Source organism: Chitinophaga parva (assembly GCF_003071345.1).
GTDB lineage: Bacteria > Bacteroidota > Bacteroidia > Chitinophagales > Chitinophagaceae > Chitinophaga > Chitinophaga parva.
The window spans coordinates 863,625-878,022 of the sequence record NZ_QCYK01000002.1; the positions used below are offsets into that span (position 1 = coordinate 863,625).

12 protein-coding genes are annotated in these 14,398 nt (G+C 52.5%); 7 read left to right on the forward strand and 5 right to left on the reverse strand.

What is annotated here, in order from left to right; genetic code table 11:
- Positions 1-29: 29 nt before the first annotated feature.
- The 3 genes from DCC81_RS13915 to DCC81_RS13925 all read right to left on the reverse strand — a co-directional run bounded on the left by DCC81_RS13915 (position 30) and on the right by DCC81_RS13925 (position 3,508).
- Positions 30-905 (reverse strand): pirin family protein, encoded by an 876-nt coding sequence (locus DCC81_RS13915; protein ID WP_205686331.1) that lies wholly within the window; start codon positions 903-905, stop codon positions 30-32.
- A gap of 83 nt (positions 906-988) precedes the next feature.
- Positions 989-1,564: a Crp/Fnr family transcriptional regulator gene (locus DCC81_RS13920; RefSeq protein ID WP_108687226.1), complete on the reverse strand. Its 576-nt coding sequence runs from the start codon at positions 1,562-1,564 to the stop codon at positions 989-991.
- Positions 1,565-1,636: 72 nt separating this feature from the next.
- Positions 1,637-3,508, reverse strand: a complete 1,872-nt coding sequence (locus tag DCC81_RS13925) for a M1 family metallopeptidase (protein WP_205686332.1) — start codon at positions 3,506-3,508, stop codon at positions 1,637-1,639.
- A gap of 144 nt (positions 3,509-3,652) precedes the next feature.
- Here DCC81_RS13925 and DCC81_RS13930 point away from each other — a divergent pair, with 144 nt between their 5' ends.
- On the forward strand, positions 3,653-4,171 hold the full coding sequence (locus DCC81_RS13930) for a hypothetical protein (protein ID WP_108687227.1): 519 nt from the start codon (positions 3,653-3,655) through the stop codon (positions 4,169-4,171).
- 49 nt (positions 4,172-4,220) lie between these two features.
- Here the strand turns inward: DCC81_RS13930 and DCC81_RS13935 are convergent, their stop codons facing one another.
- Complete coding sequence (locus DCC81_RS13935; RefSeq protein ID WP_108687228.1) at positions 4,221-5,144, reverse strand: type VI secretion system baseplate subunit TssG; 924 nt, start codon at positions 5,142-5,144, stop codon at positions 4,221-4,223.
- Between the two features lie 163 nt (positions 5,145-5,307).
- Between DCC81_RS13935 and DCC81_RS13940 the strand changes: the two genes are divergently transcribed.
- The 6 genes from DCC81_RS13940 to DCC81_RS13965 all read left to right on the forward strand — a co-directional run bounded on the left by DCC81_RS13940 (position 5,308) and on the right by DCC81_RS13965 (position 12,784).
- Positions 5,308-6,198 carry a TssN family type VI secretion system protein gene (locus DCC81_RS13940; RefSeq protein WP_133177665.1) on the forward strand — a complete coding sequence of 297 codons (891 nt, stop codon included), beginning with the start codon at positions 5,308-5,310 and terminating at the stop codon, positions 6,196-6,198.
- Positions 6,199-6,222: 24 nt separating this feature from the next.
- On the forward strand, positions 6,223-7,380 hold the full coding sequence (locus DCC81_RS13945; protein WP_108687230.1) for a hypothetical protein: 1,158 nt from the start codon (positions 6,223-6,225) through the stop codon (positions 7,378-7,380).
- Positions 7,381-7,499: 119 nt separating this feature from the next.
- Positions 7,500-7,778 carry a hypothetical protein gene (locus DCC81_RS13950; RefSeq protein ID WP_108687231.1) on the forward strand — a complete coding sequence of 93 codons (279 nt, stop codon included), beginning with the start codon at positions 7,500-7,502 and terminating at the stop codon, positions 7,776-7,778.
- A gap of 21 nt (positions 7,779-7,799) precedes the next feature.
- Positions 7,800-8,096 (forward strand): hypothetical protein, encoded by a 297-nt coding sequence (locus DCC81_RS13955; protein ID WP_108687232.1) that lies wholly within the window; start codon positions 7,800-7,802, stop codon positions 8,094-8,096.
- Between the two features lie 282 nt (positions 8,097-8,378).
- Positions 8,379-12,470: a DUF6531 domain-containing protein gene (locus tag DCC81_RS13960; RefSeq protein WP_108687233.1), complete on the forward strand. Its 4,092-nt coding sequence runs from the start codon at positions 8,379-8,381 to the stop codon at positions 12,468-12,470.
- A gap of 2 nt (positions 12,471-12,472) precedes the next feature.
- Positions 12,473-12,784: a hypothetical protein gene (locus tag DCC81_RS13965; protein ID WP_108687234.1), complete on the forward strand. Its 312-nt coding sequence runs from the start codon at positions 12,473-12,475 to the stop codon at positions 12,782-12,784.
- 56 nt (positions 12,785-12,840) lie between these two features.
- Here the strand turns inward: DCC81_RS13965 and DCC81_RS13970 are convergent, their stop codons facing one another.
- The gene (locus tag DCC81_RS13970) at positions 12,841-14,385 is read right to left on the reverse strand and encodes a RagB/SusD family nutrient uptake outer membrane protein (protein ID WP_108687235.1); all 1,545 of its coding nucleotides are present in this window, start codon (positions 14,383-14,385) and stop codon (positions 12,841-12,843) included.
- Positions 14,386-14,398 lie beyond the last annotated feature (13 nt).

Sequence of the window (14,398 nt, forward strand, 5' to 3'; positions counted from 1 at the left end):
CCTTCCCGTTGAAAGGTATTTTACTAAAACTAGTACACTATTTCCCCATATTTCTGGTTAAAGAAATCCGCATACGCCTGAGCAATTTCCTGGCGGCTGTTCATCACGAACGGGCCTTCTGCAAAGATGGGCTCTTCGTAGCGCTCACCCCCGAAGAGCAGGATGTCTGCCACTTCCGTGCCGCGGTTTTCCAGGGTGATCTCCGTGCCTTCATCGTTGAAGGAAATGAGCTCACTGTTGTTGAAGGCTTCGCCATTGATCAGCACTTCCCGGGTGGGCACAAAGGCGGCAGATTCCCAGCCGGCCTTGATGGCAATGGTAGTGCTGGCGCCGGGTTGCAGTTTTACATGGTAGTTAAACTGGCCGCTGTACATCTCGATAGGAGAGGATTTGCCTTCATACTCGCCGATGAGCACCCGCAGGCTGCCTGCAAGGCCCGGCAAGTCCACTTCCGGTACTTCATCCGGCTGCAGGCCGCGGTAGGCGGGCGTTTCTTTTTTATTAGCAGCGGGCAGGTTGATCCAGAACTGGAGGCTGTGCAGAGTGCCGCCGGTTTCCTGCAGGTGGGCGCTCACCTGTTCATCGTGCACAATCCCGTTACCGGCTTTCATCCACTGGGCGCCGCCTGCAGCTACAACGTCGTGATGGCCGCGGCTGTCGTAGTGTTCCAGTTCCCCGCTGAAAACATAGCTGAAAGTAGCAATGCCACGGTGGGGGTGGGCAAAGTCGCCGTTAGGCTTTTTAGCCGTGCCGGGCTTTTGCGTATAAGGATACAAGCGATCCAGGAACACGAACGGGCCTACACCGTCCACATAGTGGTTGGGAATAAGGCGGTTTACCAGGAATTTACCTACACTGGCCTGGATACCGCTGTTGCTGCTGGCAATATTTTTTCTCATGTGCATGTTCTCCTTTTTTGTAATGCAAAGATGCACCGGAAACCACCCACGTTCCAATGACGCAGCACAAGAAAAAGTCTTGATCCAGGTCAATTTTTGTTGCGGATGCGGCTGAGGGTTTCTGGAGAAATGCCCAGGTAGGAGGCGATCATGCGGAGGGGGAAGCGCTGGAAAGCAGTGGGGCACTGCTGGAGGAACTCCTGGTAGCGCTGCTCTGCCGTGTAAGTAAGGGTGGCGTGCAGGCGGCGCTGGGTGGCAATGGCATTGCGCAGGTCCATGGTTCGCTGCATTTTTCCAATGGCGGGCACGCTGTCCATCAGCAATTGCAGGTGGGCGTTGGTGAGCAGGAGCACTTCTGCATCTTCCACCGCATCAATATTAAAGCGGGAGGGTGTAAGCATGTAAAAGCTTTCCCGGTCTTCTATCCACCAGTTCTCCACGGCCAGGGCTACAATGTGCTCGTTGCCTTTTTCATCCACGCTGTACATGCGCAGGGCGCCTTTGAGCACAAATGCCAGGTAGCGGCATACTTCACCTTCCTGCAGCAGGTATTGGCGCCGCCGCAGTTTCTTGAACTGGAAGGCCTGCTGCACCTGGCCAAATGTGGCATCGTCCAGCGTGGTTTGGGCGTAGTCATTGATATATTGGCGAAGTGCTTCGTACATAGGGCGTGAAGGTAATAAAAAAGCGGCCATCCGCAGGTGGATGGCCGCCGTAAAGGGAGTGGCGCAATAGGTTTACCGGGCGCTCCGGCTGTTATCCGCCGGGGTAGCGTCCATGAAAATGCCGTTATCCAGTTTTACGCTTTGGGCATTGGCGGCAGGTACTGTGATCGTGGCCTGCTTACCGTTCGCCTTCCATACAGCCGGCGTCTGGTGGTACTTTTTCGTGCTCCCGTCTGCGTTAGTAACCACTACGTCAAACGGGATGGGGAAGCCGCCTACATTGTTGATGGTGATGCGGGTATCCCGGTTGCCGGTCTTCACATTCCCGATGGCCAGGTCAATGTAGTGATAGCTGAAGAACCAGGCGTTCCAGAACCAGTTGAGATCCTGGCCCGTGGCATCATTGAAGCTGTAGAAGAAGTCCCAGGGAATGGGGTGCTTGCCGTGCCAGCGGTCCATGTACGTGTGCAGGCCTTTGCGGAACAGGTCATCGCCCAGCAGGTCCTTTAAGGAAAGATAGGCCATGGAAGGCTTGCCATACGCATTGCTGCCGTAGCCCATGCCGCTTACCTGGTTAGACATGGAGATGATGGGCATGTCTTCTTCCGTGGATTTATCATTGATGTAGCGGTTCACGCGGAAGGCCCGGTAAAAGTTGTCCGCCTTTGCCTGGTCTGTTTCCGCAATGCCAATGAGGTATTCAAAAGTGGTGGCCCAGCCCTCATCCATGAAAGCATAACGGGTTTCATTGATGCCCATGTAGAAAGGGAACCAGGTGTGGGCCATTTCATGGTCCTGCACCAGTTCCGCGAAGCGGGCGTTATCCACGTGGCTGTCATTGCACATCATCGGGTATTCCATATCGGCAAAGCCCTGAAAGGCGGTCATCTTCGGGAAAGGATATGCCACGCCCGGCCAGTGGTGGGAAAACCACGTGAGGGCGTATTGGCCGTTGGCTACTGATCTTGTAAAGTCTTCCGATGCAGGGTTATAAGCCGCCTGCATACTGGCACGGCGCATAGTGCTGCTGTCTACCACAGCGCTGGAAGCATCCCACAGGTATTCGTTGCTGATGCCCATCGCTACATCCGTAATATGCTCCGCCGTCCATATCCAGGTGTTCTGGCTGTTGGGCGCCGTGACGGTCTTATCTGCCAGGTCTTTTGCGGAGGCAATGTGCAGCACATCATTGGTAATGAACGACTGGCGCAAACGCTCCGCAGTGGCGGGTTGCAGCACCTCGTTCATATTCTGCAGCGTACCGGTGCCCCACACAATAAAGTCTTTAGGTACGGTAACGGCTACACGGTAGTCATTAAAGTCGTTATAGAACTCGGTACGGTCCGTATGTTCTACCACGTCCCAGCCATTGTAATCATCATACACGGCCACGCGTGGGTAGAAATACGCGAGGTACTGGGTATGCTCCGCGATCATGCCTTCGCGCCCGCTTTCCTTGGAGAGTTCCTGGCGCCAGGAGAAATACAGGTTCACAGAATCGCCGGGCAGCAGGGCCTGGGGCAGGCGCAATTGGGACACGGTGCCCACGTTGTTATTGAACTCCACGGGCTGGCCGTTCACCTTTGCAGTGTCTACCTGCATGCCGCTGGAGAGGAAATCTGCGCTCACGTAGTTGGCGCGGGAGGCCTGCGGCTTATGGATATTATCGATGAGGCGGATGGCCAGCCATTTCAGCGTGTCCTTGCTGTTGTTGCGGTACATGATGGTTTCCCGGCCGTTGATCATCTGGCTGGGCGGGGCCGAAGTGATCTGGATATCGTAGCGGCCATGGTTTTGCCAATAATGCGCACCAGGCTTTCCATCCAGGGAGCGGGTGCCTTTATCGTAGGCTTGTTTGATGTTGCGCGGCATATACAGGGATTGCGCATGTACGGAGCCCAGGCCCAGTAGCAGTGCGGCCCCACAGCAGATTTGTCTGATCATAGCAGGTATAAACAAAGTGAAGGACCAAGCTAGTGAATTTTATCGCTTTGTCAAAAGTTAAAACACTATATTAGCGGCATACTATTCCATCTAAACCATTGACATGACCGGCATGGCCGCATGTGCCTAAATTATTTTATCCCGATGAATGCATACCCGGAGCTTCCTGTGCTCGAATATGAACAGACTTCCGTACCCATGGAAGACGTGATCTCTTACCTGGCCGGGCAGGACGCACCCCGCGAAATCAAACGTTCCGTGTATATCATTTTCAGGAATGAAAGTGCAAACGGCACCAGGGGCATTAATAACAATTATGCCGGTGCCCAGGCGGATGGCGCCCGCTGGTCTTCTATTTTTGATGACATGCTGGCCGGGGTGGTGGAGAAGGAAGAAGCAAAGACAGGGAAGGTGCGCCTGTTCCTGGCTTTTTATAGCTGGGAAAACAGCGTGGACTTTTTGTTGAACCGGGTGTCGTCCCGCGGTATCTTCATTGGCGGGTATGCACGCCTCATTGCCAAGATGGAAGTGGATACACCAGACCACCTGGTGACGGCTTATTTCCGGGATTGGGTGATGGGAGATGCCACCTACAAGGTGAGTGCGGAAGAGAAAGCCAATTTTCTGTCCATGTATAAGCAGGCTACGGAATTATTTAAATAGGGGAGCAGGCCTCCCTTTGAAGAAGGCGGGAAATGACCTCCCCGCGTTGCTACGCCAGGTAAGCATCAAACCCCAATACTGCCGGGCCCAGGCATAAATTCCGCTCTTCGGGTAATATTTCCACACTTACGGACACATCCACATCTGCCGGCACAAAGTAGCCTACCAGGGTGCGGATTATTTTATCGGCACGGGTGCCATCGTAAAAGGTAAGGGCCCTGGCCGCGGGGAGGGGGCCTATGCGGATGTGCACCATGTCATCGCCCTCGTTGAAGGTGGGGCTGGTCACCAGGTCTACCCCCAGGCCGGCTTCCCCCAGGATACTGGCGCCATCTGCCAGGGTGGCCTGTGGTGCGGGGACCAGGGCAATATGCACCGGTACCTGCAGCAGCAGGGTGGCCAGGTTTTGCAGGCGCTCCAGGTCTCCCTTGGTCTGGTGCAGGAAGGGGATCATGTGCAGGAAAATATTGGCCTGCTGGGCATCCAGCAGCTCAAAGATCTCCCACCCGGGGCGGAAGATCTCCACCAGGTCGTTATAGATGTTTTTCTTATCAATTTTATTCTCGTGCAGTTCAATGAGAATGCGGAACTGGTTGATCTCCGCTTCCAGGGGCAGGAAAAACAGGCGGGCAGATTTTTCCTGTTCTTTATGGATGCGGATCTGGTCTATGATCTCTTCCGTACTGCGGGTAGAGGCATAGGGCACGGAGGGATGGAAGAGCCCCTCCGGCAACATGTCGTACAGGCCTTCCCGGCTGCTTTTTATACATACAAAATCTTTATATCCCGATACCGGTGCATACCAGTCGATAGATAGGATGTCTTTCGAAAAGTTGCGCTGCCCGCCGCCCACCGGCCATATGAAAAGATCGTTAAGATCCACGGCGCCGGCCTCTATCAGCTCCGCCGCCAGCACGGCCGGCTTGTAATCGGTATTAAAATTGTTTATATTAAAGGAGCGGATATCGTCCATAAATTAATAATTCACTTATTTTTGTTGTCTTGAAAAACGACAGCTGAAACTGGTTAATTGTTAGTAACACCCACAAAAATCAAACCCTACCAGGCGATGCTTCCAAAAATAAACTTATTTTTCTCTTTATAAACGTCAGTTACAATTACGGAACCGAATAACGATGGATGTTAAGCCGATTTTTACCAGTTACATTCTTTTTCCCCTTCTCACTATGATCATGGGGGCCGTGATGGTGGTCCTCAATAAGAAAAACAAATTAATGAGCAGCCGTCGCCTGGTGGTGACGGTACTCCTAACCAGCTTGGTGCTGGCGGTGCCGGGTTTCGGCGGTGCACTGGGACTGCAGTTTATGCCATGGGGCTACCTGGGCGCGCAGGTTATTTATTTATTGCTGGGCATTCTGGCGGTGTGGCTTTTGTCTAAACATTACCCCGAGGTGCTGGAGCACCGCAAGGGCATGCTGGTATTGTGCGCGGTGATTGCGGTGGGGCTGGGCGTGTTCCTTTTTAAACTGGCCTTCAACTGGCTTAACGACCTGGATTATGGCTGGCTGGCGGCTACATCGGCGCTGGTGTTCCTGGTGCCGCTCGTGTTCTGGTGGGCTTACATGGCCATGCTGGAGATCCCGTCAGAAATTTATACCGTTTGGTATTATCCTCGCCAGGCCGTGTCCATGGACCTGTTTGACGTGGATCTTGATAAACTGAAAGTACTGGAAGTGGAGCTGTTCAAGGCGGTGAATGATCCCAGCCCACTGAAGGTGAAAGTGAAAGCGCCGCCGGACATGGTGTTTGGCGCATGGTTCCAGAAGTTCATAGATGATTACAATACCAAATTCCCCCGGGCAGGTGTACAGTTTGAAGGGCCGGAAGGGGATGCTTACGGATGGATCTTTTATGTGAAGCCATCCTTCTTTAAAAAGAAGCAATTTATTAATCCCGACATATCCGTAGCGCAAAACCAGGTGAGTGAGAAATACACCATTCATGCAAGGCGTGTAACGCGGCTGGAACATGAACTGGGCGGTGAAGACCGCGTAGTGATCCTGTAGCGCTTTGATGTAAATGAAAAGCTTATGTTATTTCCTGTAAGACATCCTGCAGTGAACTGGGTGGATGGTATGAAAATATCCAAACAACAGTTCATTGACACAGAAGACCATTTTGCCGACACCCTGCGCGATGCCACATCGCTGTTCCTGCGCAGTTACGACTTTGGCCTGCTGCCGCCTTTCCGCGGTCAGCGCCAGAGCTGTGATTTTGAAATTACAGAGCGGGTGACCAACCAGGTGGAGGTGCGGCTGCGCCAATGCAATGCCGTGACCGCGGGAGGCCTGCGCATTCACCTGCTGCCCCAGGAATATGCAGACCAGCTGGTGCAGCACTACAGCTTTGCCGATGCCGATCCCCAGGACGAAGGGCAGGTAACACGTTACAGCATTGTGCTCAGTGTAAACCCCTACGAGCGGGTGCCCACCGGCGTGCCAGATCCCGGAGAAACGCCGCCCCGCCACCCGTTTGCTGCGCATGCGTATGCATTGAACATCTTGCCCGGAGAGCAGGTGGAAGCAGGCGAAATGGGCCTCAACCACCTGGTGATAGGGCAATTGCTGCGCCAGCATGGGCGCGTGTCTGTCAATGAAAATTACATTCCGCCCTGCGCGGCCATCATCAGCCACCCGGCACTCATCCGTTACTACGAGCGTTTAAGCACGCTGCTGAACGAGATCCAGATCTGCAGCTTCAAGATCATAGATAAGGTAACGGCGCGGGACAGCCGTACGCCCCTGGCCGGGAATATTAAATTGCTGGCAGAGCGCATGCTGGACTACATAGCACAGGTGTTCTTCACCTACCGGAATGTGGCCCACCAGCAGCCCCCGGTGCAGGTAGTGAGCTATTTCTCTAACCTGGCGCACATTTTTTATACGGTGATGAACTACCCCGGTGCACGGGAGAAAGAAGAAATGCTGAAATATTTTTATGAATGGAAAGACGTGACCCCCGGCAACTTTGAAGACCTGCTGGCCCGCACGGTGGACCTGGTGTACGATCATTACAACATCCACCAATCCATGGCGCAGGTGCTGGATTTTATGCAGGTACTGAGTGCGCTGTGGAATAAGCTGAGCAGCCTGGAATTTATTGGCCAGCGCAGGGAGAACATCGTAGTGGCAGAGCAGAAGACCATAGAGCAGGTACAAGCCAAGCGCAGCTGGACTTTACTCGATTAGCATACATTGTTAAAAAAAATATAAGATCCCGTTTGCCGAAGGTGAACGGGATTTTTCATGAAAAGATCATATTACGGGAACATTTTTTTATGTAAATTTTGGTTGGAATTAGTGTGCTTATGGACAAGGAAATGCATAAGGCCCTGCGCCTGCTGGATGCAGGACAAACGGGCAGGGCTGTGACCATTTTAGAGGAGATCATTGCAATGGCCCGGCAGGAACGGATGCCGGTGTTGCTGGTGCGTGCCAGCTGCGTACTGGGAGAGGTGTACTACTTACAAGGCCAGCTGGATACCGCGAGAACTTATTTTACAGATGTACTGAACACGCCACTGGATACAGATGTGGCGGATTATGAGAAAGGCCGGGCGGCAGACCTGCTGGACCGGATCATTTAGCCATTTAAATTTAATACAACCATGGGACTGGATTTTTTAATCTTTAGAGAAGGCAAACGCAGGGAAGTATTTGAACTGGCAGAAGACCTGCAGAAAGCAATTTTTGGATCCATTGAACTGGCCACGGACAGTGTGCTGGCAAAGGTCCGCGATTATAAGAGCACCGTGTCGCTGACGGGCAGCCAGGTTACGGCCTTGCTGCGGGAGCTGAAAGACCAGGCAATGGGCCTTGCGCCGGCGTTCAGGAGCACCTTGCAGCAGGTGATCAGTGTGTTGGAGGACGATGCGGTGTATAAGGTGCAAATTGCAGGAGCGTGAGTTAGAAAAATGTGTAAAAAAATGTGTTGAGATCACCCGGGAATGGGTGGTCTCAATTTTTTTTTTGTGGGAATACAGACAAATTTTTCATGAGCCTTCCGGGCGATGCAAATGGGCCTGATATTTGTTATGCCTGGAAATGTTACCGGATTTTTGTAAGGATACCTAAATCATCGTTTTATTTTATATTTTTACCCATGCGGAACACTTGGCACATTGTTGACCCTTTTTAACTCCTATCGCAATGTACGTGTACCACTGTTAACTGCATAATGCATTTGTATGAACCTCGTGAACAAACACGGAACCATCATCCTTGGGATAGATATCCACTTTACTGAATTACCGCCTTTCAACCCACTGCAACCCTTTATCGGGTTGGTGTTTGATGTGATGGACTACATTCCGTTCATAGGCGCCAGCATTATTGTGAACGGCATGCGCCGCGGCGTGTCCGATACCAGCGGCATGCTGGTCACCTGGAAACATATTCCCATTGCCACCGGGCCTTTTGTGGAGATGCCGCTGATCGCCCACCAGTCCGTGAATTTCTTTGGCAGCATGAATACCTATGGGCAGGGAAGGCGATTGAGCCCTACCACCTATATGAAGATGACGTGTAACGACATCGGCATCCCATTGTCTGCCCATGCCGGGGAGAAGTTTAAGCCCATGTTTTCCTTATTTGCGCCCACTTCTTTCAGCATCCCCATTCCCATCGGGATGCCTGTAATGCTGGGTGGCCCCTTTGTGCCGGACCTTACAGGGGCACTGATCAATCTTGTAGCCTCTTTTGGATTCAGCGCATTGCTGAAAGGAGGCAGGAAGCTACTGAGCAAGGCATTGAACAGCAAAGCCACAAAAGCCCTCAGTGCCACGATGGATAAGGCTTTTAAAAAGATGAAGTGCCTGAAGGACCCTGTGAACATGGTGACGGGGAATGTACTGTACACAGGGTGCGATTTTGAATTGCCTGGCATACTGCCCCTGAAATGGGAGCGGCACTGGCACAGCGACAGTGGTGTTAAGGGCTTGCTGGGGCATGGTACCACCTGCCTGTTTGATACGCGGCTGGAAATAATGGATGGAACGGAAATAGCCATGCTGCTGCCGGACGGGCGTGCAGCAGGTTTTGAATTACCCCTGCCGGGAGAAGAAAATTACAACCGCATAGAACGCCTTACCCTGCGGCATTGCGGCGATCACTTTGAAGTGAAAGATCATGTGGCACAGTTCATATACGTCTTCAATGGCGACCTCCGGTTGGCCATGCTGCGCAATGAGCAGGGCTTTGCCATCAAAGCAGTATACCACAGCGGTGTGCTGTCGCAGGTGATAGACAGTGCCGGCAGGGTGCTGAAGATCTTTACAGACCAGGAAGGCCGTATCACGGCCATTCATAGTGAGCAGCAACTGCTGGCAGGCTATGCCTATAATGAAGCTGGCGACCTTTGTAAGATCACGGATGCATTGCAACAGGCAACCTGCATCGTGTATGAGCAGCACCATATGATAAAGAAAACGGATCGCAACGGACAGTCGTTTTACTGGAAATATGAGGGGCATCGCTGTGTGCGTACCTGGGGAGACGGAGGCCTGCTGGAAGGACAAATCACCTATCATGCTGGCTACAATGTAATGCACTCCCCCGGCGGCCGTAGCGAGATTTTTTATTACGATGAGGATCAGCTTTGTACGCAGATCACGGATGCCCTGGGCAATAACCGCTTTATGGATTACACGGAATGGGAAGAACTGTACCGTAGTATTGATGAAGAAGGAAACATGACCGGGTACCGTTATGATGACCGGGGCAATTGCGTTAGCATCATACTGCCGGATAAAGTGGAAGAGCTATTCATTTTTGATGAAACCGACCGCATGGTTATGCATACCGATGGCGCAGGGAATACGGTAGTACGTACCTACAATGAACTGGGGCTGCCGGAGGTGGTCATCAACGCAGACAATTCGATTACCAGTTATAGTTACGATGCCCGCCACCGCCTGGTGGGGATAGAAAATGGAGACAGGAAAACCTTGCTGCAATATGATGCACAGGATAACCTGGCGTCCGTGACACTGCCGGATGGCAGTGAAACCCGGTGGGAGTACGATCAGCTGGGCCATTGCATCCGCCGCATAAACGCAAGTGGTGGGGTACAGTCGCTGGTGTATGACCTGCTGGGCCGCGCTACCCGCATACAGCAGCCGGATGGAAATGTGATCTGGTTACAATACAATGCCTATGAGGAAGTATTGCACGCGAGGGACAGCCAGCATGATATCCTTTTTGAATACACGCCGCTGGGCAGCCTGCGCCGGCGTACGGAAAGGGGCGCCACCTGGCAATTGCAGTACAACGGGGAGGATGAACTTATGTGCATTACCAATGAAGTACAGGAACGGTATTGTTTTGAGCGCAACGGGCGTGGCGAAATTGTAAAGGAAACGGGCTTTGACGGGCAGCAGCGCCAGTATGATCGGTATGCCAATGGCTGGATCCGTAAGGTAACAAGGCCGGAAGGACGCTCTACCACCTGTGAGTACGATGCCAATGGCCGCATTATAAGATTGGAATATCATGATGGGACTTTTGAGGTATTCAGCTATGATAAGAACGGCCTGCTCACGTCCGCCATTAACGATTATGCAGCGGTCTATTTTAACCGGGATAACCTCGGCAGGGTGATCACAGAGCGCACGGTGGTTAACGGGCAGGAATATACGGTGCAATCTGTGTTTAACAGGACGGGGCAACGCTGCCGCCTGCAAAGCAGCCTGGGGGCTGACCTGGGAATGGAATACACCGCTATGGGCTTGCTTAGCAGGATGACAGCAACGCAGGGGCAGCAGCATTGGGACATGCGCCTTAATTACAATAACCTGGGGATGGAAACCGACCGCTGGCTGCCGGGTAACCTATCTGCGCATATGGCTTATGATCACGCAGGACATCCATTGCGCCAAACGGTACGGACCAGTGGCCGGGAGGCCCGGCGCCGGCGCTACGAATGGGATGCAAATGACCGGCTGGTGACCATGCTGAATGAACTGACGAATGGATTTATCACCTATGGGCACGATGACTTTGATAACCTGGCCTGGGCGGAGTATGAAGACGGACAGCGCCAATACAAAACACCGGATGCGGCGGGGAACATTTACACCAGCGCCACGCAGCGGGACCGCCGCTATGAAGCTGGCGGGCGCCTGGCATGGAACCAGGGCTGGCACTATCGTTACGATGCGGAGGGGAATCTTATAGAAAAAAGCAATGGCGCGGGTACCGTGTGGAAATATGCATGGTATGCCAATGGCATGCTGCAGGAAGTGACGCGGCCGGATGGCGAGACCGTTTCCTTTGCCTATGATGCGCTGGGAAGGCGCATGGAAAAGCAATACCGCGGTACAGTAACGCGCTGGATCTGGGATGGCCGCACACCCTTCCAGGAATGGCAATATGCCGCAACGGAAAGACCAGTGCTGGTCACCGATGCATGGGGCGACCTGAAAGCAAGTGGCACTGAGCCGGTGGAAGGGCTGATCACCTGGGTGTTTAAAGACGGCAGCCTGGCTCCGGCAGCAAAGCTGACCGGCGATCACGCTTATTCCATTATTTCAAACTACATGGGCACGCCCGTGGAAATGTATGACGAAAGCGGGCAACAGGTATGGGCGGCTGAATTGGATATTTACGGCGGGGTGCGCAGTGGCGGTAAAGGCGATCCCGGGGCTTGTCCCTTCCGCTTCCAGGGCCAGTATGAAGATGCAGAGACGGGATTGTACTACAACCGGTTTCGCTACTACAGTCCCGGGGAGGGCAATTATATCAGCCCGGACCCGGTGAAGCTGGCGGGCGATAACCCAACATTGTACGGCTATGTGAAGGACGTGAATACCTGGGTAGATACAGATGGCCTGGGTCCAACGGTCCCTGACTTTAATACACTGAAAGACCTGGCCACGAATCACCTGGATTTTTCTACAACAAAAGACGGGGCCGTATTCTGGTCCGGCTCCCGGATGGAAACAGCGCAGGCATGGGCTGCGGCCAACGGTAAAACTACGCTGGAGCAAACCGTGGGCGGGAAATACCTGGATGACCTGAAATTATTTAGCCCCGGTAGCCCCCTGAGTGGTAAAGAAGCCGCCGAGATTTGGGATATTGCGTCTAAAAGATTTGCAGACAATGCTTCCGGTGAGGTGAACGTGTTTTCTACCGGGGCAAAGCGCATTGGAGCGTATGGAGAAAGAACGTGGTGGCGCATCGAAAAGCCGGCGTTAATGCGGAATGGCAATGTAAAGGCCATTATACGAAGAAGGATAGATGGAAGCAAATCGTTATTTGGTCATGTATTTAAATGTCATTAGGGATGAATCATAAAGAAAAAGCTGCCCTGGCAAAACAGCTGATAGGGCTGGGGGAAAAGGAAGTATACACCTACCATGAACAGGGCATCACCTACCGCATGCTGATCGTGTTCCGGGGCGAAGGATTATTTTATGCAGAGAACGACCAGTGCCTGGTGTTTGATAAGTTTTCCGCCAGGGATGCCGTAGTGTCTATGAAGGGCGTGGATAAGTGGCTGGATGGAACCCCGTTTGCAGACAGGGAGCGGCTGAAAGAAAACCTGAAAAAGTACTATAAGCAGTCTTACAAAGACGCGCTTGACATAGAGGAATAAAAAAAGAGCGATGAAAAATATTTTTCATCGCTCTTTTTTTAAAACGCTACTATCTGTTAAAAGTACCCGTCATTCTGTTTCATTTTAGGATTCAATCCCACCTCCGGTTGCGGAATAGGGAACAGGAGATTGTGCCCGTCGATCACATAAGCATCAGACGCCAGGAAGGTCTGTTCTTTCTTGATCACCACGCCAAAATCGTTGATCGTGGTCAGCGCTTTGCCCGTTCTCAAAAGATCTTCCCAGCGGTGGTTCTCAAAAGCCAGTTCAATCCTGCGCTCGTGGTAGATCGTATCGCGCAGGTGTGCCTGGTCTGTGATGGTAACATCCGGCAGTCCCGCTCTTGTTCTCACCCTGTTGAGCGGTGTTAATGCCTCCGCTGATTTACCTTCTTCGTTTAATGCCTCTGCCAGCAGCAACAAAGCATCTGAAAAACGGTAGATGGGGAAGTTGTCGCTGGAACCAGTGGTAGCAGGCAGGGGAGCATGCAGGTACTTTTTGATGTAAGGCACGCCCGTTTTGCCTGTTGCAGGTACATAATTCACTACACTTTTTACCGCCGAATAAACCAGGTAATTACTGGCATTGTAAGTGCCCTCTATAACGCCAATAGAAGCCTCCAGTCGCTTATCCCCGGGCTCATAAGCATTGATGAGCTGCCAGGTGGGCGTGTTCCACCCACCGGTGCTGGTGTTGTTGATCGTGATGCCCGTCAGCAATTTAGTGTCTGTACTTCTGGGCAGGAAATGGAAAGACAATACATTAGGCCTGGACCCCGTGGCGGTGCCACCCAGGAACTGGATCTCGAAAAGGGACTCCCGGCTGTTCTTGTTGTCTGGTGAAAATGCTGCCGCGTAGTCGGTATTCAGGTCGTAACCCATGGTAAGCAGGGTATTTAACAGTGCTTCCGCATCGCCCCATTTTTTCTGTACCATGTACACTTCTGCCAGCAGGATGGTGGCGGCACCCTTTGTAGCTTCGCCTGATTGCGGGAATTTTGCCGGCGCCTTCAATTCTTTAATGGCATCCTGTGCATCTGCAATGATCTGTGTATACACCTCATCCGTGGTGGAGCGTGCTTTGAATGCCTGGTCTGCGGTGGTCACCTCGTGCAGGAACAGGGGCACGCCGCCATACAGGCGTACGAGCTTGAAATAGTTCAATGCCCGCAGGAATTTGGCCTGGCCGTCAAAGAGCGCTTTTGCAGAATCAGAGATCTGGGCGGCCGGCAGGCGGTCTATCACAATGTTGCAGCGGGAAATGCCGGTATAGCTATGCTGCCACGTTGCATTTGCGTAATCGTTGGTAGAAGTGTTGGTGAAATCTGAAATGTTTTCCCGCTGTACAATGGCAGTACCCCGGTTGCCGGGAATGGGCTGGTACACGGTATTGTCAGAGTGCATCTCAGACGTGAAGTAATCGTTTACCAATACATCGCCCAGTGGCGTGTATGCAGCGGTTACAGCAGCGCTGAATTGGCTTTCTGTTTTATAGAATGTTCCCGCCGTATAAGCATCTTCCGGGCTTAATTCTATGAAATCCTTTTTGCAGGATGTCAGCGCTACGGCTATTATTAAGGTGATATAAACGGATCGTCTCATGTTATCTGAAGCG